We start from the raw sequence: 18,970 nt of genomic DNA, 5'->3' as shown, positions 1-18,970 counted from the left end.
AAACCAAACGTTCGGCGGGCTGTCGTACAGAACGCGTCGGACCACGTCCCGAGGAGGAGCCATGGCTCTGTTCAACCGCAAGAACACCGCCCCGTCCACCACCGCCACCCTCGCCGTGGACCCGGCGCTGGCCGCGCTGACCGGCACCTACACGATCGACCCGGCGCACAGCAGCATCGGCTTCACCGTGCGTCACGCCATGGTCACCAACGTGCGGGGCTCCTTCGGTGAGCACGAGGGCACCCTCGTCCTGGACGGCACGGCTCCCGCCGCCTCCACCGCGTCCATCGACGTCAAGATCGCCAGTGTCGACACCGGTATCGCCGACCGCGACGGCCACCTGGTCAGCGGCGACTTCTTCGACGCCGAGGCGTTCCCCCTCATGACGTTCCGGTCCACGCAGGCCGAACAGCTCGGCGGCGACACCTACCGCGTCACCGGCGACCTCACCATCAAGGACGTCACCCGCCCGCTCTCCATCGACCTGGAGTTCAACGGCACCGCCACCGACCCCTACGGGAACCAGCGCGTGGGCTTCGAGGGCAGCGCCGAGATCCTGCGCTCCGACTGGGGCCTGACGTACAACGCCGCGCTGGAGACCGGCGGCGTGCTGGTCGGCGACAAGGTCAAGCTGAACTTCGACATCTCCGCCATCAAGGCCGCCCCGCAGGCCTGACACTCCCTGACTGAGCGCGCCCGCCGGCTCTCCCCTTCACGGGGGAGGCGGCGGGCGCTCGGCATTCCGGGTTCAGCAGGTGGTGGTGGAGAACTCGACGGAGGCGTTCTCGTTGTAGGTGTCGACCAGGTTTCCCGACTGGTTGTAGCCGAACGAGTCCCACGGGCCGCCGTAGTTGGAGCGGAAGTACACCGTCACCGGGCAGAGCGTCTTGTTCCAGGCCGACGCGGCGTTGTTCTTCACGGCCGACCCCTGCCCGGCGCCGCTGGTCGAGAACGTGTAGCCGGCGAGGTCACGGGCACTGTTGGTGAGCGAGAAGCGGGAGCCTCCCAGGCCCGAGTTGTAGTACAGACAGAACGTACCCGACGAACAGGTGGCCGCCTCGGCCGAGGAAGCCGCCAGCGGGACGAGCAAGGTGGCTCCGAGTGCCGCGGCGACTGCAGAAACAATACGGTTCATCGAGTGACTCCATCATCGTCGGAACTGCATGGCCCGGCGCAAGGATCGCTCCGGTTGCGTCGGCCCTCCCACTCGCCTGCCGATGGCACCGAGCGGGAGAGTTCATTTTTTGAAGCATCGGACCGATGGGCCGGAGGACATGCGCCGAATTCCCATGGACATCGATGCGAGTCAAGGCGGCCGGATGCGTGATCCTGCCCGTCAACGGCTTTCGAGAGTGGATTCGGCCCGCGCGAGTTGGCTCTTCTTAGATGTGAGTGCTGCCGCGAATTCCAAGGCGTTCCCGGCGATCATGTCTTTCTGCAGAACGGCCTCCACGCCGAACCAGACACCGACGAGATCCGTCCTCCGCTTGCACTCGACATCAGCCTGCGCCGTCCTGAGCTCTTTCGGCGTGGGTGATTTCCCCCGGAAGCTGGAGTCACTCATTGCGGCGAGCGGGTCGGGGTACGCGTACCCCTTTTCCTTCATGCACGCGGACCAGGCTCCGAGCACCCGTGCGACGCGCGGGTCCGATCGTGAGTCGTCGAAGCTCGCGAAGTTGGCGCGCCGAGCCACCTCGCCCGGTCCCAGCTTCCCGGATCCCCCGGATATGCCCTCCGCCGCCTCACCGGCACAGCCTCCTGCCGGGACCCGCACCCCGTTCACCCGAAGCCCGTCCCCGTCACCGGCCCCGGATGCGGTGTCCCCGTGCAGGGCCACCATGAGCCGCGCCCGCTGCGGGGCGGCCAACGTCTTCATCTGAGCGGTGAGAGACCCCGGTCGCGTGGTGCGGGTACCACCGAGGCGGTAACCGTTGACCTTCGCCGGCCCGGCGTCCGTTATCCCGTACCGGCGCTCCGTCATGCTGCGGGGCCCCGGCGCGGGTCCTGGTGATTCGAGGGTGTGGTCCAGCCCCAGGCGGCGCAGGCACTTTCCAATGAGCACGAATTGCGCTTCCGTCAGCCTGGCCAGCTCCGCATTCGAGAACAGGTAGTCCTCTATCGGGAGATGCAGATCGTCATGCTTCACGCCGACCGGGGCACGCTCTTCCTTCTCGCTTCCAGCGCCCGGGCGCGACGAACAGCCGACCGCCAACATCGCGAGAACGCAGGAAAGCCCCACCAGAGCCATGCGTCGCGGGTCGTTCGTAAAACGTTTCCTCGCGCCCACAGCCCAGTCCCCCAAGAGATCTCACCGCCCGGCGATCGACTCATCAGAATTTCACCGGGGAGTAACGCCGCATGTACACGGACGAATACATCGGCAACTCGCACCGGCGGCTTCATTCCACACCCGGACATCCCCCGAGTTCATTCACCATCCAAGCACGCCTTCACCACGTGATCAACTGCCATTACCTCAGCCCGAGCTCGAAAGAAGAGAATGCGGGGATGCACAGCAATTTTTGAGCCAATGTTCCCCACCGGGTAAACCTGGGATATGTGGGGTAAACGCCTCATGCCGGATTCGGGCGTCCGTCGCGTGCGGCCGGTAACACCCTCGTGCTGAAACGTCCTGATGATCCGTGACCCGTGTGGTGAGGGAACCGTCCCTCAAGGTGCGGGTATCGGGCCAAGAATCGTGGACGACGGGTCGCGGCTCCGGCCGGGTTCGCTGTTCCCGGCGTGGCCGAAACGGTCGTCGGGCAGGCCCGAGTGGAGGGCGGGCGAACCGGCAGGCGGCGAAGGGCCTGAGCCGGTGCGCCCGCGCCTCCTGCTTCGGTCCGGGTCAGCGGCCCGTCGTGCGGCGGACCTTCAGCGCGTTGTCGGTGCGGGTGGTGGGGTTGCCGTCGGGGTCGTTCTGGACGCGCTCGTGCTCCGCGCTGACCAGCACCTCCCACTCCCCTTCCGGGAGTTCGAGGGAGGCGAGCACCTCGTCCGTGGTCGGCAGTTCCATGTCCGCGTGGTCGTGCTCCCAGGAGGGGAATCCGGCGTGGCCGACGACCAGCAGCACCCCGCCCGGCGCGACCGCCGACGCCGCCCGCCGCAGGATCTCCTCACGGGGCAGGTCGCCCATGGAGTGCAGGAACTGGGCGGAGACCAGGTCGTACTCCCCCTCGGGGAACGACGCGCCGAGGTCGTGCCACTGCCAGTCGATCCGGTCCGCGACGTCCGCATCGGCCGCGTGCCCGGCCGCCCGGTCCAGGGCGACCCGGGAGATGTCGGTCGCGGTGACCGTCCAGCCCTGCCGGGCCAGCCAGACCGCGTCGGCGCCCTCCCCGCAGCCCAGGTCGAGGGCGCGACCCGGCTTCAGCTCCTCCACTTCACGGACGAGGGCGACGTTGGGGTTGCCGCTCCAGATCCGGTCGCTCTCGCGGTACCGGTCGTCCCACATCTCGGCGTCGGTGCGGGTGCTGTCAGCGGTCATCGCGCTGTCTCCTGAAGTCCGTGTCGGCGGTCCCCGAGCACACGCTCGGTGACCTTGCGCTCGGCGTCGGCCGAGAAGGGTGTGCGACGGGCGTCCACCGCGCGGCGGGTGTCGTCGGTGACGAGGTCCATGTTGATCATCGAGGCCGCCTTCAGCCCGGCGGACGCAGCTCCGACGACCTGCTCCATGAGGTTGGCGACGTTACCGGCGACCCATACTCCGGGCACGTCGGTCGCCCCGGCGGGGTCGGCCGAGATGTACGTGCCGATGACGTGGTCGCCCAACGTCATCTCGGTGGGCACCAGGCCGAGGCCCTCCAGGACCGTCGAGCGCGCGGTGAAGCGCGGCTGGACGACGACCGCCTCGCGCGGGATCACGGTGCCCCCGGCCAGCCGCACCCCGGTGAGCCGGTCTGCGGTCGTCTCCAGCGCGGCCACCCGGCCTTCGACCACGGCGATGCCCCGGGCGGCGAGCTGCTCGTACTCCTCGTCACCGAAATCGGGCTGCTCGTGCCGGAACAGCACCACGTCGTCGGACCACTGGCGCCAGAGCAGCGCCTGGTGCACGGCCATGGGGCTGAGCGCCAGGATGCCGACCGGCGCGTCCCGCACCTCCCAACCGTGGCAGTACGGGCAGTGCAGCACGTCGCGGCCCCAGCGCTCGGCCAGGCCCTCCACCGGCGGCAGCTCGTCGACGATTCCCGTGGTCACGAGCAGCCGACGGGCCTCGACGGCTCCCCCGTCCGCCCGCACGACACGGAAACCCCCGTCGGGCAGCCTCTTCGCCGAGACGACCTCGCCCCGGACGATCTCGGCGCCGTAGTCCGCCGCCTCGGCCCGGCCGACGGCAAGCAGCTCGGAGGGCGGGGTGCCCTCGCGGCCCAAGTAGTTGTGCACATGGGCCGCCGGCGCGTTGCGGGGGCGGCCGCCGTCGATCACGAGCACGGAACGCCGCGCCCGCGCGAGGGCCAGCGCCCCGCTCAGCCCGGCGGCTCCACCGCCGATCACCACTACGTCGTACCGCTGGTTCATCCCACTCATGCGGATCACCTCCTGTTACGGAAGATGGTGCGCGCACGGCGCCAGTTCGACAAGCTTGCTTGCCGAACCGGCAAATTCGCACCAGACGGTCCTCCCCGGGTCCCTCTCCCCCACCCCCCATGCGTCGGCGAGCGCCCCGACCAGCAGCAGCCCGCGCCCGTACTCCGCGTACGGGGCAGGGCAGGGCTCCTCCCGAACCGCGCCGCCCCCGCTGTCGTCGACCTCGATCCGGAGCAGGTCACCCCAGGTCGGCCGTACCCGAAACCCCCGGCCGGGTGGCACGCCGTGGACCAGGGCGTTGGTGGCGAGCTCGCTCACGCAGAGCAGTACGTCGCCGAGGTCCACCTCGCACGCCCAGTCGAGCAGGGCCTCACGGACGAACTGACGCACGAGGGGAACGGACCTGCGCTCACGGCGGTAGAACGCCTCGCGGAAGGGGACGAGTCGCGTTGATTCATTCACGGGACGACTGTCACAGAACGTCACTACTGTGGGTCACCGCGTCAGGTCGTACACCGCTTCTGTACGAGCGCTGACGGGTCCGGCGGGGTTCGCGTACGGGGAGAGGCACTCCATGCACTCGGCGAAGAAGAACAAGCGGGTCACGTCCTGGCACCTCATCGGCGCACAACTGGCCGCGTTCAGGCGAGCGGCAGGACTCACGCAGACCTCCCTGGCCGACCGGTTCTGCGTGGGCGAGGACACGATCGCCTCGATCGAGCAGGGGCGCCGGGCCCTCCAGGCGGACTTCGCGTCGCAACTGGACGAACTGCTGGACACCAAGGGCGTGTTGCAGATCGCCGTCGCGAAGGTGCCGCAGAAGGAGCGGTTCCCGGCGTTCGTGCAGGACTTCGTGGAGTACGAACAGGAGGCCGTGACGCTGCTGTCGTATCAGAGTCAGGTGGTTCCAGGGCTCCTCCAGACCGAGGACTACGCCCGATTCCTCTTCTCCTGCCTCTACCCGCCGATCGAGGAGGACGAGGTCGAGGAATGGGTGGCAGCTCGGCTCGACAGGCAGGCGCTGCTCGAACGCAGGCCGCGCCCCATGCTGCATTTCGTTCTGGAGGAGAGCATTCTCCGTAGCCGGATCGGCAACCGCACGGTGTTGCGGGACCAAATCCAACACTTGCGCAGATGTATGGAACTCCCCTTTCTGGGACTCCAGATCATGCCGATGATGCTTCCTAAGCACGCAGGCCTGGCGGGACCGATGGTGCTCCTGGAAACGCCTGATCACGACCACATGGCATACATCGAAGGGCAGCGCGTCAGCTATCTCCACGAAGATCCTGATGACGTCAGTGTCCTGCAGCAGATGTATGGGATGCTGCGTTCGCAGGCGCTGTCCGTCGAGAACAGCGCACGCCTACTGGATGACCTGCTTGGAGAGTCATGACTCGCGCAACACGCGGTAAAGCCCTCGACTGGTTCAAGTCCAGCCACAGCAGCAGCCAAGGCGGCGACTGCCTCGAAGTCGCCTACGACTGGTGCAAGTCCAGCTACAGCAGCGACCAAGGCGGCAACTGCGTCGAGGTCTCCGCCCACCCCGCCGCCGTGCACATCCGCGACTCCAAGGTCACCGACGGCGCGGTCCTGACCGTGCCCCCGGCCGCCTGGGCCGCGTTCGTCCGCGCCGCCCTCTGAAACGGCTCAGCGGGAAAGTAGTCCCTGCCGGTCGCTCTGGTCCGGACCGGGTGGCACGGTGGGCCTTTCGGTGGAGATATCGACCGGTACCGGCGGCGCTTCAAGGACATCGGTTTCGGGCACGTCCAGGGGCAGGGACGGAATCGGCGCCGAAATGGCCACCGGCCGCAGTACGCGGGCGCGCTCGCCGAATCCGATCCCTATCTCCACGACTGCCGCATTCGACGGCTCGCGCGTTCTCGGCGGCTTCCTCGGCGTCGGCCGCACATGGTCCCGGAGCTTCCGGTCGGTGGAGTCCGGGGAGGCGGAGGGCGTGGGATGACGTCCCGGAGTCACTCGGGGAGCGGGAGCCTCCACGGCCCGCGGGGCGGAGCTGTCCGCCCGAGGCCGGCTCTCCGGCCGGACGGGGGAATCGGCGTGCAGGTTCAGCCCCACCACGGCGACCGTCACCGCAGCCGATGCCGCAACCGCCTGCTGCGTGACGCCCGTACGCGGGAACCTCCGCACGGACAGCCACACGGCCATGGCGAGAGTGAGGCCCCCGGCCAGGGCGTTGCGCAGCGAGCGCCTGGCCCTGGCGAGCAGTGACTCGGTGGCCCGGTAGCTCAGGCCCATGGTCCGGGCCACCTGTCCGACGTCGAGATCCTGGGAGTGCAGCCGCAGCGCCTCCGCCTGGCGCGCGGGCAGCAGCTCCGCGCTGCGGGCGGCCAGCCACCTGGCCTCCGCCCGGTCGCACGCCGCCTCCTCCACCAGGAACGGGTCGGCGGGGGCGGCGGAGAGGCTGTCGCTCAGTTCGGAGTCCCGGGCGACCTGGCGCCGCCGGTCGGCGCAGGCGCGTACGGTCGCGAGCCTGAGCCACGAGCGGACCCGGCCGTACTGGACGTCCGGGTCCTCCACCGCGCGGACCATCGCCTCATGGACGGCGTCCTCGGCCTCTTCGGCGCTCGCCGAGCGGCTGCGCGCCATCTCCAGCAGTTCGTCCCGGTGGCTCCAGACGAGCTCCCACCGGTTGCCCGGACCGTGCGGTCGACGAGCGGTACCCGAGTCCTTCACGTGCAAAGCCCTCTGGTCCGTGGTTCAGCGTTCACCATCTGCCCGGTCATGGTGCCCCACGACCCGTGTGCCCCGCGGCCTGGGTCGGCATCGGGGCACACGGGCTGGGTGTCGGATCAGGCCGAGAGCGTGGCGGCGGAGCCGAGCCCGGCGACGCCCAGCACGTTGGCGCCGACGGCACCGGCGACGCTGCCCGCGAGCGGCGCCACGCCCGTCAGGTCGGCGTTGAGGCCGCCCGCGATGCCACCGACGAGCGGCGCGTCGAGAGAAACCGCGCCGCCGAGGCCACCGGACACGTTGTCCAGGTCGGCGTCGGAGATTTCCTGGGTCTGCACCTGGGGGGCGGAGCTCATGATGTGAATTCCCTTCGCGTCAATTCCGAGATGGCAAGGACCGGCACCGTCAGGAAAGAAGGTCCTTGCCGCTTTCACGGTCGCCGACGCCCCGATGGGGCCCGAGGCATACGGCACATTTTTGTGCGGCTTCCGCGATGTGGAGGATGTAAGCACGGGAGATCGGGGGGAAGCCACCCGCCCGGCAGCCCCCGGTAAGGCTTTTGCACGTCGAAAGGCAGGCGCGCTCACATCGCACTTCGGACCGGTACAGCTTCTTCACTTCGCTGACCGACGGACGGCCGGGCGGCCAGCTCTTTAAGCCGCAGCGAACGAGACATTCCCGGCCGTGGACGCGCCGCCCCCGGTCCGGCCCCGTGGGACGGCCTCCGGAGGCGCGCCACCTGCGCGCACGGTGTGCAGATCTGCCGCAGGGGGCCTGACGGGGCGCCCCGCGCTGTCGGCGGACAGCGTGCACCGCACGTCGCCCCGGAGCTCCGGGGCGACGTGCGGGTTCCGGTCTCACACCGAGAGGCGCTGCTCGGTTCCGGAGCCGTCGGCAGCCGCCTCGGGGGTGATGTCGTGCTGCTCGCCCTCGGGGCGGCCCTTCCTGGGCAGCAGGAAGGTGATCGCGAGGAAGACCACCAGCAGACATGCCTGGACGATCAGCGCGCGGCGGAAGCCGCCGGCGAAGTCACCGGTCTCGGCCCGGGCGAAGAACACCGAGCCGAAGATCGCGACCCCGATGGAGCCGCCGATGGCCTGAACCGCCGACAGGACGCCGGAGGCGGATCCGATCTCGTCGTTGTCGACCGCGGCCAGGATGAAGCTGAACAGGGCGGCGATCACCATGCCGGCGCCGATGCCCGCCACCGCCACGCCGGGAGCGATGTCCCAGATCGAGAACGAGGCGGCATCGAGGCCGTCGAGCTCGAACCACAGCACCGCTGCGCCGGCCAGCTGGACGAGCGGTCCGATCTGCAGCACCTTGCGGCCGATCCTGTCGGCGAGGAACGCGCCGCTGACCGCACCGCCGATCGCGGTTCCCACCGCGAGGGGCAGATTGCCGAGCCCCGCGTCACCGGCGGTGAAGTGCTGGCCGATCTGGAGGAACAGGGTCAGTACGAGCTGGGTGCCGATCAGTCCGCCGAAGAACAGGGCGATGCCGCCGAGACCGACGGTGAAGGCCGGCTTGCGCAGCAGGCCCGGGGTCACCAGCGGCTCGCGGCCCTCGGTGGCCGCACGGCGCTGCTGGAGGGCGAAGAGGCCGAACCCGATCACCGAGGCGGCCATGCACAGCCACGTCCACACCGGCCAGTCCTCCTCCTGCCCCTGGTTGAGGGGCAGCACCAGCAGGGCGCAGGACACCACGACCAGGGCGGCGCCGGTCATGTCGACCCGTACCGTGCGGTCGCCCGCCTTCCTGGGCACGAACGCAGCGGCGACGATCAGTGCCGCGATACCGATGGGCAGGTTGATCAGGAACACCGACCGCCAGCCCAGCCCGAAGAAGTCACCCTCGATGAGGAAGCCGCCCAGGACCGGGCCGATGATGCCGCCCAGGCCGAGGACGGGTCCGAAGATCGCGAAGACCTTGGTGAGTTCGGGGCCGGAGAAGTTCTCCCGCAGCAGGCCCAGCCCCTGGGGCAGCAGCATCGCTCCGGCTGTGCCCTGCAGCAGGCGGAAGGCGATCAGCAACTCGATGTTCGGCGCGATCGCGCACAGCAGCGAGCTCGCGGTGAAGGCCGCCAGGCCGATCAGGAACATCCGGCGCCGGCCGTAGCGGTCACCGAGCCGCCCGCCGAGCACGAGCCCGGCACCCAGGGTGAGGGCGTAGCCACCGATCACCCATTGCAGTCCGACGGAACCGGCACCGAGGGATCTCTCCAGGTCCGGCCCCGCGACGTTGACGATCGAGGCGTCCAGGAGATCCATGATCTCGGCGACGATCATCACCGCCAGGATCAGCCAGCGCCACCGGTAGGGCGCGGTCGTCTCGTCGGACTGGGGCGAGGGGTCACGCACGTCAGATACCTCCATGGTGAAGTAATTCCATGGTGAAGGTAGATTGCAGTAGGTAGGTTGTCAAAGCGAGGTGGCCGGGTGGGCCTCACAGCAGGGGAGAAAGGTGGAGGTCGGCATGGACGACGCCGTGCGCGAGGGTGTCGCGGAGCAGCGTGAGCGGCTGATGGAATCGCTGAGGATCTACGGCGGCCACTACGCCGAGCTCAGCCGGCGCTTCGCCACCTGGCTGGGGCTGCACTCCACCGACGCGATCGCGGTCCTGGAGATCGCCGCCGCCGAGGAGCGTGGCACTCCCCTGTCACCGGCGCGACTGAGCGAGCGGATCTCCCTGTCCACGGGCGCCACGACCGCGCTGCTGAACCGTCTCGAAGCGGCAGGGCACATCACCCGCGCCCGGGAGCACTCCGACCGGCGCATCGTCACACTGCGCAGCGGGGGACACATCCAGGAACGGGCGGACGAGTTCTTCGGCCCGCTCGCCCGCCGCCTCGACACCGCGATGGCGCACTACCCGCCGCGATTCCTGGAACAGTTCGAAGCATTCGTGGCCGACCTGAACGCCACCATGGACAGCCACCTCTCGGAACAGACCCCGACGACACCGCGCTCCCCCGACACCCCTGACCGCCGGACCGCCTGAGCGTCCCACCCCCGGCCCGCCCGGCCGGCCCCCTCGCCCCTCGCCGGGCACTCTTCGTCGAATGCCTGTCGAATCTCTGTACGCACCCCCGCGCACCGGTGTACGGTCTCGGGCCGATGGGCTTTGGGAGCGCTCCCATAGCGCTGTTTCCGCTTCACCCCCACGAGGAGGAACGCTATGAAACGCCTACTCGCCTTACTGGCGACCTGCGCGACAGTCCTGGGCCTCACGGCAGCAGTGGCTCCCCAGGCGGTGGCCGCCCCCGGCTGCAAGGTCGACTACACGGTCACCAGCCAGTGGTCTGGAGGCTTCCAGGCCGGGGTGAAGGTCACCAACCTGGGCGCTCCCGTATCCGGTTGGACGCTCGGGTTCTCCCTGCCGGACGCCGGACAGAAGATCACCCAGGGCTGGAACGCCACCTGGTCGCAGTCCGGCTCCAAGGTCAGCGCCGTCGGTGTCGACTGGAACCGTTCACTGGCCACCGGGGCGGCGGCCGACCTGGGGTTCACGGGCACCTTCACGGGCGCCAACCCGAAGCCGACCGCCTTCACGCTCAACGGCGTCGCCTGCACGGGTTCTCTCGAGGAGCCCCCGCCCGTCCCGGTCGACGGCACTCCCGTGGACATCAACGGGCAGCTGCACGTCTGCGGCGTGAACCTGTGCAACCAGTACAACCGCCCGATCCAGCTGCGGGGCATGAGCACGCACGGAATCCAGTGGTTCAGCCAGTGCTACAACAACGCGTCCCTGGACGCACTGGCCCACGACTGGAAGGCGGACCTCCTGCGCACCGCGATGTACGTGCAGGAAGACGGTTACGAGACCGACCCGGCGGGCTTCACCAACCGCGTGAACGGACTCGTCGACATGGCCGAGGCGCGCGGCATGTACGCACTGATCGACTTCCACACCCTGACGCCCGGCGACCCGAACTACAACCTCGCCCGCGCGAAGACCTTCTTCGCGTCCGTCGCCGCCCGCAACTCCGCCAAGAAGAACGTGATCTACGAGATCGCCAATGAGCCCAACGGAGTGAGCTGGGCGGGCATCAAGAGCTACGCCGAGCAGGTCATCCCGGTGATCCGGGCCACCGACCCGGACGCGGTCGTCATCGTCGGCACCCGCGGCTGGTCCTCGCTGGGAGTCTCCGACGGCTCCAACGAGAGCGAGGTGGTCAGCAATCCCGTCAACGCCACCAACCTCATGTACGCGTTCCACTTCTACGCCGCGAGCCACAAGGACTCCTACCGTTCCACGCTGAGCCGGGCGGCCTCGAAACTCCCGCTCTTCGTCACCGAGTTCGGCACGGTGAGCGCCACCGGCGGTGGTGCCATGGACGTGGCGAGCACCACGGCATGGCTGGACCTGCTCGATCAGCTGAAGATCAGCTACGCGAACTGGACCTACTCCGACGCCCCGGAGAGCAGCGCCGCGTTCCGGCCCGGCACCTGTGCCGGCGGCGACTACAGCAGCAACGGCGTGCTGACCGAGTCCGGAGCGCTGCTCAAGAGCCGGATCAGCACTCCCGACAACTTCCCCACCAGCTGACCTTCGACGGGGGCTCCGCCCTGACCCGGAGCCCCCGTCGAGGACGGGGACACCGCCCGTCGCCCTTACGCACTCCTCACCCCCACCCCGGAGGCACACGTGCGCACCCTTCTCCCCCGGTCACCCCGCCGCTCCTGGGCCGCGGTCCTCACGGCCGTCCTGCTGACGGCGTCCGGCTTCACGGCGACGTCCGAGGCCGCGTCACCACCCGCCGAGGCGGACTGCGCGGGCCTGGTGATCTGTTCGGACTTCGAGGACCAGACCGGCCCCACCCCCTCAGGCGCGTGGCAGTTCACCGCACCCGACTGCCAGGGCACCGGCACGGCTTCCGTCGACAGCGCGGTCGCGCACAGCGGCAGCAGGTCGCTGCGGGTGGACGGCGGGTCCGGCTACTGCAACCACGCCTTCGTCGCCTCCACCGCCGACCTGTCCTCGGCCGGGCCGGTGATGTACGTGCGCATGTGGGTACGGCACACCACCGCACTGCCCTCCGCCCACGTCACGTTCGTCTCGCTGCCCGACGCCTCCCAGGGCGGGCGGAGCCTGCGGGTCGGGGGCCAGAACGGCGCCCTGCAGTGGAACCGGGAGAGCGACGACGCCACACTGCCGGCCCAGAGCCCGGTCGGCGTGGCACTGAGCAGGCCGCTGCCGACGGGCAGTTGGCAGTGCCTGCGGTTCGCGATCGACACGACGGCGCCCGGTCTCGACACCTGGCTCGGCGACGAGCTGGTCCCCGGCCTGCACGCGGACGGTGTCCCCACCCAGGACGTCGACCAGCAATGGCTCGTCCGCACCACGCCGCCGCGGCCCACCGCCCTGCGCCTGGGGTGGGAGAGCTACGGGACGGGCGACGACACCCTGTGGTTCGACGACGTGACCGTCGCTTCCGCACCCGTCGGCTGCTGACGCCCCTCCGGCCCCCACCGGGCCGGCAACGCCCCGGCGCTCCGGCCTGCACACGGCCGGGGCGCCGGGGCCCGTCATCCGCTCGCCGCTACGGGCGGACAGCCGGAGTGACCGCTTGCATGATCACCGCGCCGATGGCCTCGACCGCCCTGGTGTCGTCGCGCGGCGTCTGGGCGTCCCAACGGTTCCAGGTCAGGTCGAGATCGGTACGCCGGGCGTTCCACGCCGCGTCCGCGTTGCGCTTCATGAAGTCGTAGTACTGACCCCACAGGTTGTTCTCGCGGACGAACTCGCCCATTCCCCGGGCGAACTCGGACTGCCAGGTTCCCTCCCGTTGCCCGTTCGTCATGATGCCGCCGACGGTGCGGTCCCGGATGACCCAGTCGACGGTCCGCCGGGCGTCGTCGAACAGGGTCGACTGGCCCTGGTTCCGGTACAGGGCCTGCGCCGCGCCGACGAAGACACCTGCCGAGTACACGGTCTGTCCGTCCGAGACGCTTCCGTCGGCCAGCATGTTCTCGTGCACGCCGCCGGTCGAGCGGTCCAGCAGCCTCTGCCACACCCAGTCGAAGATCGCCCGTGCCCTGTCCAGGTACCAGCGGTCGCCGTTCGACTCGTATATCAGGCAGCCGAGAACCACCGCCGGACTGTTGCTGAGCGCACTCTTCTCACGCTTCTCGACACTCCACCAGACGCCGCCGCCGAGGGCGCCGTCCCACCCTCGGCCGTAGACCCGGTCGAAGGCGTACCGCGCCTGGTTCAGGTAGGTCTGGTTGCCGGTGATCCTGTGGCCACGGGCGAAGGCCAGTCCGGCCCAGAGCAGGTCGTCGTTGTAGTCGTTCCAGTCCCAGTCGTACAGCCCGCCCGAACCCCGGTTCTGCTGGAGGAACGTGTCGAGGAGGCGGCTGATCAGGTCACGGGTCTCCGTGCGCGGGGCGCTGTCATGAACGTCCTGCACCGCTTGGATGTCCAGCGCCTGGCGCCAGAAGTAGTCCTTGTCCGTCCTGGTGAGGGACTCCTTGTAGTACCGCTGATCGCCGTTGGAGACGAGGAACGCGCTGTTCAGCGCGGCGAAGGCCGCGTCGGTGTTGCCGGTGCCCGACGGCTTGGCGCCGGTGGCCCCTTCCGGGGGGCGCTCCGCCGTCTCGGCGTGGCTCGGCACGGTTGTCGCGACGGCCGCCGTGGCTCCTAAGGCTGACGCTGCCGCGAGGAACGATCTGCGTCTGATCATCTGCGTTCTCCTGGGGGCGAGTGTGCGGATGGGTTCGGGATTGCGGGAGTACCCCAACTGCCGTGCGGATCGTTGCCGGGAACCCCGGGGGGCTTCGCCTGCGGGGCACGGGCGAGCCCCGGGCGGCGGGGGCCGGGACCGGTCGGCCTCGGCCCCCGCCCCCTGGTCAGCTGCCGCAGTGCACGGTCGCCCCGGCCCAGTCAGCGTGGTCGAGGGCGTTGCCGTCACCGGCGTCGGTGACCCGGAGGGTCAGCCGTTCGGCGCCCGTGACGTCCACGTCCACGGAGACGGCGTCGAGGTCGTTCGTGATCTTCCTGCTCGTGTGGACGTCCTTCTCGTCGGCGAGGACCTGGAAGACGACGCTGCCGTTCGTCCCGGCCTCGTCGTCCAGGCCGACCTCGGCTGTGAACCGTGTGCACCTGCCGCCCAGGTACGCCTCGACGGTGGAGTCCGCGTGCACTCCCAGGCCCTTGGGGTAGGCGACCCCGCCGATGGTGAGGGGACCGCCGTCCCCGGTCCCCGCCTCGCCGTTGCTGAGGTCCCGTTCGACCGGCCCCCAGCCGTTGTCCGCCGTGATCAGGTCCAGCTCGGAGAGCTGGGTGGCGCCGGTGGGTGCCGGCGGGGTGCCGAGAAGGCCGAGAACGGCGTGACCGCCGGCCCGCGCGCCGCCCGTGGAGGTGGCCGTCACCGTGGCGACGGCCTGGTGCCGGCCGTTAGGGCTGTCCTTCCCACGCGTCAGCTCGATCCGCAGCGTCTTCTCCCCTCCGGCCGGCAGGTCGCCGATGCCCGCGGTGGCGGGGTCGGCGCTCCAGCCGGTGACCGGGTCGATGCTCGCCACGGCGTCCTTCAGCGGCCGGTCGCAGGGGTTGTGGACCGTCAGTGTCGCCGTGGTCGACTCCCCCGGCGCCACCGCGGTGTCGGCGGCGGCGAGCTTCGCCTCGGGGGCGCAGACGACGGGCCCCAGGGGCGTGCCCCTGCCCGCCTCGGCCCGGGTCATCGGGCGCAGCCTCAGGCTGTAGGCGTACTCCTGGGCCGGACGTACTTGGTACTCGGGCAGCACGGTGTGGAACGTCTCGCTCACTCCGCTCACCGCGTGGTCCAGGTGCAGGGTGTTGCCCTTCGGGCTGCGCTGGAGCGCGAACGGGTAGGCGGCCCGGTCGATGTCCTGGTACGGGGTCACCCCGGCGGAGAACACCGAGGAGTCGCCGGAGACCAGGAGTCCGCTGCTGCCGTCGGTCAGCGCCGCCCAGCGGACCTCCTCGTGGTTGCCGTAGTCCTGTGGGCGCGTGTAGCCGGAGAACTGCTCGTCCACGTCGGTGGAGTGGACACCCGCCGGGGCGCCGTCCTCACGGTCGTTGTAGTTCTCCTCGGGGCCACGCCCGTACCAGCTGAACCGGTCGTAGCGGTCCGGGAGCTGCAGTGAGAGGCCGATGCGCGGCAGGTAGGGAACGGTGCGAGCCCTGCCCTGGGCCTCCACCCGGTGGTCGATGCCCAGTTCGCCGCTTCCGGTGACCGTGTAGCGCAGCCTCTGGGAGAAGGAGGAGTCCTGCACTCCGGGAGCCGCCACGGTGCTGTCCACGGTGAGGACCACCGCGCCGTCCGTCTCGGTGATCTTCACGTTCTTCGGTTCGGTCCGCAGCCGGTCGAGCCCTGCCTCCCGCCACGCGCCGTCCTCCGAGTTGTACTCGTTGCTCAGCGGAGCGCGCCAGGCGTCCAGCTCGGGACCACGGCTCAGCAGCTCCCGGCCCTCCGCCTTCATCGAGAGCAGATCACCGCTGCGTCGGTCGAAGGTGTAGGAGAAGCCCTCTCCCGTGGCGGTGAGACGGTCGCCCGACCCGCCCGCCCGTACCTTGCCGGGCTTCTCGGCCTTCACCACACCGGCCAGTTGACGACCACCGATGTCGAACTGTTCGACGGAGACGGTGTGGCCTGCGGGGGCGGACTGCGTCCTCTTCGTCTGGACGGCCCGCACCGTCAGCTGGCGGTCGGCGTCCTGAGGGTTGTCCGGGGCCTCGGGCAGGCGTATCGCGGCCTCCTCGCCCGGCTCCAGCGAAAGCAAGCTAGTGCCCTGGTCGAGGGTGCGCGCTCCCTCGGTGACCGTCCACCGGAGGGCCAGGTCGTCGGTGTCCTTGAAGGAACGCTCGTTGTGCACGGTGACACTGTTCGGCACGACGGCCCCGTCCGCGTCCTTGGTCTGCGAGATGCGCAGAGGGGCGTGGACGGCGGCCAGCGCGCGTGTCTCCGGCTGCGCGGTGCGGTCGGTGCTCACCAGACCGTCGACACCGCCCGGACCCGAGCCGTACGACGCGTACTCGCCCTTCCGGGTGAGGGTGTCGAAGTTCAGGGCCAGGACGGCCTCGTCGGCGGGATCGGCGTCGAGCTGCGGCAGGGACAGTGCCTGGTGGTAGATGCGGACCTGGTCGATGACGCCGTGCGCCATACGGGTGTTGATGTTCTCCTGGCCGGTCTCGGGATTGCGGCCGATGTTGACCGGCTGGGCCGAGCGGGCGACGTTGCCCCGCCAGTTGGCCGTGGCGGACACGGAACCGTCGACCAGGAGCTTCAGCGTGCTGCCGTCGAAGGTGCCCGAGACGCGGTGCCAGGAATCCTGCCAGTCCGCCGGGACCTTCGCCGACACGGTGTGCCGCTGCCCGTCGTCGCCCTGGACGGTGAATTCCAGCGTCTCCTTGTCGCGCATGCGCAGGGCGTAGGAGTGATCGCCCTTGGCGGCGATGGTGAAGTCGCCGGTCCAGGTGTCCGGCTTGGCCCAGGAGTCGACGGTCAGCGCTCCGGAGACCTCGTCCAGTGCGGGGTCACGGTAGACCTCCACGAAATCGTCCAGCCCCGAGAGCGCGAGCGCCTTCCCGCTGTGTCCGTCGACGTGCTCCGGCTTCCCGGACAGGTGGGCGAGGATGCCGTTCCCCGAGGAGTCGGGGGTGGTGATCAGGGGCTGGGTGATGTTCTGTTCCGCCCAGTCCCAGATGAATCCGCCCTGCACCTCCGGGTACGTGCGCACCACGTCCCAGAACTCACGGAAGTTGCCGAGGGAGTTGCCCTGCGCATGGGCGTACTCACCCATGACGATCGGCTTCTCCGTGGTCTTCGCCTTCTCCTCCAGGCTTGCCGGGGAAGGGTAGCGGGGGCCCCAGATGTCGGCGTACGGGGCGTCGCCGTCCGGTGTGTTGCTCTGGTGGTAGAGCGGACGGCCCGGGTCGTTCTCCTTGAGGAAGTCGGCCATCGTGTAGTGCGCCTTGCCGAGGCCGGCCTCGTTGCCGGTGTCCCACATCAGGACGCTGGGATGGTTCTTGTCCCGCTCGTACATCGCCACGGCACGGTCCTGGAACGCCTTCTGCCACTCCGGCTTCTCGGCCAGGCAGTTGTCGGGGCAGTTGTCGTGGTGATGGGTCTCGATGTCGATCTCGTCGGCGATCCACAGGCCCTCGTGGTCGGCCCGCCGGTAGAGGTACGGGTCGGAGGGGTAGTGCGAGGTACGGACGGCGTTGATGTTGAGCCGCTTCATCAGGGACACGTCGGAGGAGGTGCGTTCGCGGGTGGCGTGGCGGCCGGTCTCCGGGTCGGTCTCCGCGCGGTTGACTCCCTTGATCAGGATGCGCTCCCCGTTGACCAGGAGCCTCTTGTCCCTGACCTCGATCTCCCGGAACCCGACCGGCTGGCTGGTGGTGTGCGTGACCTTGCCCGCCTCGTCGGAGAGCTGCACGACGAGGGTGTACAGGTCAGGCGTCTCGTCACTCCATTTGTCAGGGTCGGCCACGTCGGCCCGCAGGGTGGCCGTGGCGGCTCCGTCCCGCGCGTCCAGCTCGGCCGCCGTACGCGTCACGGCGCGGCCCCGCCGGTCGTAGAGCGTCCCGGTGACCTTTCCGCCGCCGAGCGCCGCGGACGAGCTGACATCGATGTCAGCGGTCAGTTCCGCGTCACGGTAGGCGTCGTCGAGATCGGTACGGACGGTGATGTCGCGGATGCGGGTGGCGGGGGTCGAGTAGAGGCCGACCGAACGGAAGATGCCGGCGAACCGCCACTGGTCGACGTCCTCCAGGTGGGAGCCGGCGCCCCAGCGGTGCACCTGGACGGCGATGGTGTTCCGCCCCGGGTGCAGGTGGTCGGAGATGTCGTACTCGGCAGGCGTGTAGCCGCCCTGGTCGTAGCCGACGTAGTGGCCGTTGACCCAGGTCAGGTATCCGCTGGTCACACCCTCGAACCGCAGGAAGGTCTCCCGCTCCCGCCAGTTGTCCGGCAGCTGGAAGGTGCGCACGTACGCGCCGGTCGGGTTGACGTCGTGCGGGACCTTGGGCGGGTCGTCGGGGTACATCTCGGTGGGGATGTTGCGGAAGACCGGGTGGTCGAGGCCGTCCGTCTGCCAGGTGTGGGGGACGCTGACGCCCCTCCAGCCCTCGCCGCCGGTGTCGTAGCCCTCCCTGAAGAAGTCCTTGGGGACCTCCTCGGGGCGGTCCGACATGTGGATCTTCCAGTCACCGTCCAGCGACTTGGTGAAGGCGCTCACGCCCTCGTCGGCACGGGCCTCGGCGACGGTGGCGTACGGGGTCAGATCGACGTGCGGAGGCTCCTGGCCGTAGCCGGTCGCCTCGGGGTCCTCCAGCAGCGAGTAGACGTCCGCGGGTGGGGGCTGGGAGGGGGTGGTGTCCGCCGCCGCGGGGGCCAACGGGGCGCTCAGCGCCACCGCGACCGCCAGCACGACACATCTGCGCAGTAAGTGGGGGTAAGGCATCCGGTGCTCACCTTCCGGTGCACGCGGCCGCAGGTCGGCCGACTGCTATTGCACAACTCTGAACGGGGAACCACACAAGGCACGGCCAGTTCCCAACTTTCCCGAACGTAACGCACCATCACAGCGCCCGTACAGGCTGCGGACAGCACCTGTTGACCCGATGCCTCCGTGACAGCCGTACGGACGCGCGGCCCGGCCGGCAGGGACGCGGGGAGCCGGTACGGCCGCCCACCCCGACGTCCTCGTGCCGTCGCCCCTGTTCGGAGCCCTTTCTTCGGCCCGTCGGCCTGGACGGCGCATGTTTGGCGCGGGTTGCCGGGAGC

The 18,970-nt window shown here is 69.6% G+C and carries 15 protein-coding genes and 1 pseudogene; 6 read left to right on the top strand and 10 right to left on the bottom strand.

The genetic code is table 11. From position 1 onward, the window contains the following. The first annotated feature begins 61 nt into the window (after positions 1–61). A complete protein-coding gene (locus ACFUNE_RS08295; RefSeq protein ID WP_383563961.1) occupies positions 62–676 on the top strand; it encodes a YceI family protein in 615 nt (204 codons plus the stop codon). A 72-nt stretch (positions 677–748) separates the two neighbouring features. Here ACFUNE_RS08295 and ACFUNE_RS08290 read toward each other — a convergent pair whose 3' ends face one another. The 5 genes from ACFUNE_RS08290 to ACFUNE_RS08270 all read right to left on the bottom strand — a co-directional run bounded on the left by ACFUNE_RS08290 (position 749) and on the right by ACFUNE_RS08270 (position 4,986). Further along, the gene (locus ACFUNE_RS08290; protein WP_383563959.1) at positions 749–1,135 is read right to left on the bottom strand and encodes a peptidase inhibitor family I36 protein; all 387 of its coding nucleotides are present in this window, start codon (positions 1,133–1,135) and stop codon (positions 749–751) included. 201 nt (positions 1,136–1,336) lie between these two features. Beyond that, on the bottom strand, positions 1,337–2,248 hold the full coding sequence (locus tag ACFUNE_RS08285; RefSeq protein ID WP_383563957.1) for a hypothetical protein: 912 nt from the start codon (positions 2,246–2,248) through the stop codon (positions 1,337–1,339). 597 nt (positions 2,249–2,845) lie between these two features. After that, on the bottom strand, positions 2,846–3,484 hold the full coding sequence (locus ACFUNE_RS08280) for an SAM-dependent methyltransferase (RefSeq protein WP_383563955.1): 639 nt from the start codon (positions 3,482–3,484) through the stop codon (positions 2,846–2,848). Beyond that, positions 3,481–4,524: an NAD(P)/FAD-dependent oxidoreductase gene (locus ACFUNE_RS08275; RefSeq protein ID WP_383563953.1), complete on the bottom strand. Its 1,044-nt coding sequence runs from the start codon at positions 4,522–4,524 to the stop codon at positions 3,481–3,483. The genes ACFUNE_RS08280 and ACFUNE_RS08275 overlap by 4 nt, the downstream gene beginning before the upstream one ends. Positions 4,525–4,539: 15 nt before the next feature. Further along, entirely contained in the window at positions 4,540–4,986 is a 447-nt protein-coding gene (locus tag ACFUNE_RS08270) for an ATP-binding protein (RefSeq protein ID WP_383563951.1), read from the bottom strand. Positions 4,987–5,098: 112 nt separating this feature from the next. On the opposite strand from ACFUNE_RS08270, the gene ACFUNE_RS08265 reads away from it, so the two are divergent. Both ACFUNE_RS08265 and ACFUNE_RS08260 read left to right on the top strand, forming a co-directional pair. Next, positions 5,099–5,920: a Scr1 family TA system antitoxin-like transcriptional regulator gene (locus tag ACFUNE_RS08265; protein ID WP_383563949.1), complete on the top strand. Its 822-nt coding sequence runs from the start codon at positions 5,099–5,101 to the stop codon at positions 5,918–5,920. Continuing rightward, a complete protein-coding gene (locus tag ACFUNE_RS08260) occupies positions 5,917–6,168 on the top strand; it encodes a DUF397 domain-containing protein (RefSeq protein WP_383563947.1) in 252 nt (83 codons plus the stop codon). The genes ACFUNE_RS08265 and ACFUNE_RS08260 overlap by 4 nt, the downstream gene beginning before the upstream one ends. Positions 6,169–6,174: 6 nt before the next feature. Here ACFUNE_RS08260 and ACFUNE_RS08255 read toward each other — a convergent pair whose 3' ends face one another. From ACFUNE_RS08255 to ACFUNE_RS08245, 3 genes are all read right to left on the bottom strand, one after another. Continuing rightward, positions 6,175–7,221 carry a sigma-70 family RNA polymerase sigma factor gene (locus tag ACFUNE_RS08255; RefSeq protein ID WP_383563945.1) on the bottom strand — a complete coding sequence of 349 codons (1,047 nt, stop codon included), beginning with the start codon at positions 7,219–7,221 and terminating at the stop codon, positions 6,175–6,177. Between the two features lie 116 nt (positions 7,222–7,337). Next, on the bottom strand, positions 7,338–7,574 hold the full coding sequence (locus ACFUNE_RS08250) for a hypothetical protein (protein ID WP_383563943.1): 237 nt from the start codon (positions 7,572–7,574) through the stop codon (positions 7,338–7,340). Between the two features lie 501 nt (positions 7,575–8,075). Next, the gene (locus tag ACFUNE_RS08245) at positions 8,076–9,593 is read right to left on the bottom strand and encodes an MFS transporter (RefSeq protein WP_383563941.1); all 1,518 of its coding nucleotides are present in this window, start codon (positions 9,591–9,593) and stop codon (positions 8,076–8,078) included. Positions 9,594–9,693: 100 nt separating this feature from the next. Here ACFUNE_RS08245 and ACFUNE_RS08240 point away from each other — a divergent pair, with 100 nt between their 5' ends. The 3 genes and pseudogenes from ACFUNE_RS08240 to ACFUNE_RS08230 form a co-directional block, all read left to right on the top strand. Continuing rightward, positions 9,694–10,218: a MarR family winged helix-turn-helix transcriptional regulator gene (locus ACFUNE_RS08240; protein ID WP_383563939.1), complete on the top strand. Its 525-nt coding sequence runs from the start codon at positions 9,694–9,696 to the stop codon at positions 10,216–10,218. A gap of 177 nt (positions 10,219–10,395) precedes the next feature. Then, positions 10,396–11,766 carry a cellulase family glycosylhydrolase gene (locus tag ACFUNE_RS08235; protein WP_383563937.1) on the top strand — a complete coding sequence of 457 codons (1,371 nt, stop codon included), beginning with the start codon at positions 10,396–10,398 and terminating at the stop codon, positions 11,764–11,766. A gap of 222 nt (positions 11,767–11,988) precedes the next feature. Further along, positions 11,989–12,672, top strand: a pseudogene (locus ACFUNE_RS08230) (cellulose-binding protein); the annotation flags it as partial. Between the two features lie 88 nt (positions 12,673–12,760). Here ACFUNE_RS08230 and ACFUNE_RS08225 read toward each other — a convergent pair. Beyond that, on the bottom strand, positions 12,761–13,903 hold the full coding sequence (locus ACFUNE_RS08225) for a glycoside hydrolase family 76 protein (RefSeq protein ID WP_383563935.1): 1,143 nt from the start codon (positions 13,901–13,903) through the stop codon (positions 12,761–12,763). 166 nt (positions 13,904–14,069) lie between these two features. Further along, positions 14,070–18,647: a glycoside hydrolase family 2 TIM barrel-domain containing protein gene (locus ACFUNE_RS08220; RefSeq protein WP_383563933.1), complete on the bottom strand. Its 4,578-nt coding sequence runs from the start codon at positions 18,645–18,647 to the stop codon at positions 14,070–14,072. Between the last annotated feature and the right edge of the window lie 323 nt (positions 18,648–18,970).

It is taken from the genome of Streptomyces sp. NPDC057287 (genome assembly GCF_042667905.1).
In the GTDB taxonomy this organism is placed as follows: domain Bacteria; phylum Actinomycetota; class Actinomycetes; order Streptomycetales; family Streptomycetaceae; genus Streptomyces.
The sequence above is the reverse complement of the archived record's forward strand: the minus strand, read 5'-3'. Positions and strand labels throughout refer to the sequence as shown.

Bases quoted from the DNA above. Each gene is read 5' to 3' on its own strand.
- ACFUNE_RS08295 (WP_383563961.1), top strand. From the start codon at position 62: ATGGCTCTGTTCAACCGCAAGAACACCGCCCCGTCCACCACCGCCACC.
- ACFUNE_RS08290 (WP_383563959.1), bottom strand. From the start codon at position 1,135: ATGAACCGTATTGTTTCTGCAGTCGCCGCGGCACTCGGAGCCACCTTG.
- ACFUNE_RS08285 (WP_383563957.1), bottom strand. From the start codon at position 2,248: ATGGCTCTGGTGGGGCTTTCCTGCGTTCTCGCGATGTTGGCGGTCGGC.
- ACFUNE_RS08280 (WP_383563955.1), bottom strand. From the start codon at position 3,484: ATGACCGCTGACAGCACCCGCACCGACGCCGAGATGTGGGACGACCGG.
- ACFUNE_RS08275 (WP_383563953.1), bottom strand. From the start codon at position 4,524: ATGAGTGGGATGAACCAGCGGTACGACGTAGTGGTGATCGGCGGTGGA.
- ACFUNE_RS08265 (WP_383563949.1), top strand. From the start codon at position 5,099: ATGCACTCGGCGAAGAAGAACAAGCGGGTCACGTCCTGGCACCTCATC.
- ACFUNE_RS08260 (WP_383563947.1), top strand. From the start codon at position 5,917: ATGACTCGCGCAACACGCGGTAAAGCCCTCGACTGGTTCAAGTCCAGC.
- ACFUNE_RS08250 (WP_383563943.1), bottom strand. From the start codon at position 7,574: ATGAGCTCCGCCCCCCAGGTGCAGACCCAGGAAATCTCCGACGCCGAC.
- ACFUNE_RS08245 (WP_383563941.1), bottom strand. From the start codon at position 9,593: ATGGAGGTATCTGACGTGCGTGACCCCTCGCCCCAGTCCGACGAGACG.
- ACFUNE_RS08240 (WP_383563939.1), top strand. From the start codon at position 9,694: ATGGACGACGCCGTGCGCGAGGGTGTCGCGGAGCAGCGTGAGCGGCTG.
- ACFUNE_RS08235 (WP_383563937.1), top strand. From the start codon at position 10,396: ATGAAACGCCTACTCGCCTTACTGGCGACCTGCGCGACAGTCCTGGGC.
- ACFUNE_RS08225 (WP_383563935.1), bottom strand. From the start codon at position 13,903: ATGATCAGACGCAGATCGTTCCTCGCGGCAGCGTCAGCCTTAGGAGCC.
- ACFUNE_RS08220 (WP_383563933.1), bottom strand. From the start codon at position 18,647: ATGCCTTACCCCCACTTACTGCGCAGATGTGTCGTGCTGGCGGTCGCG.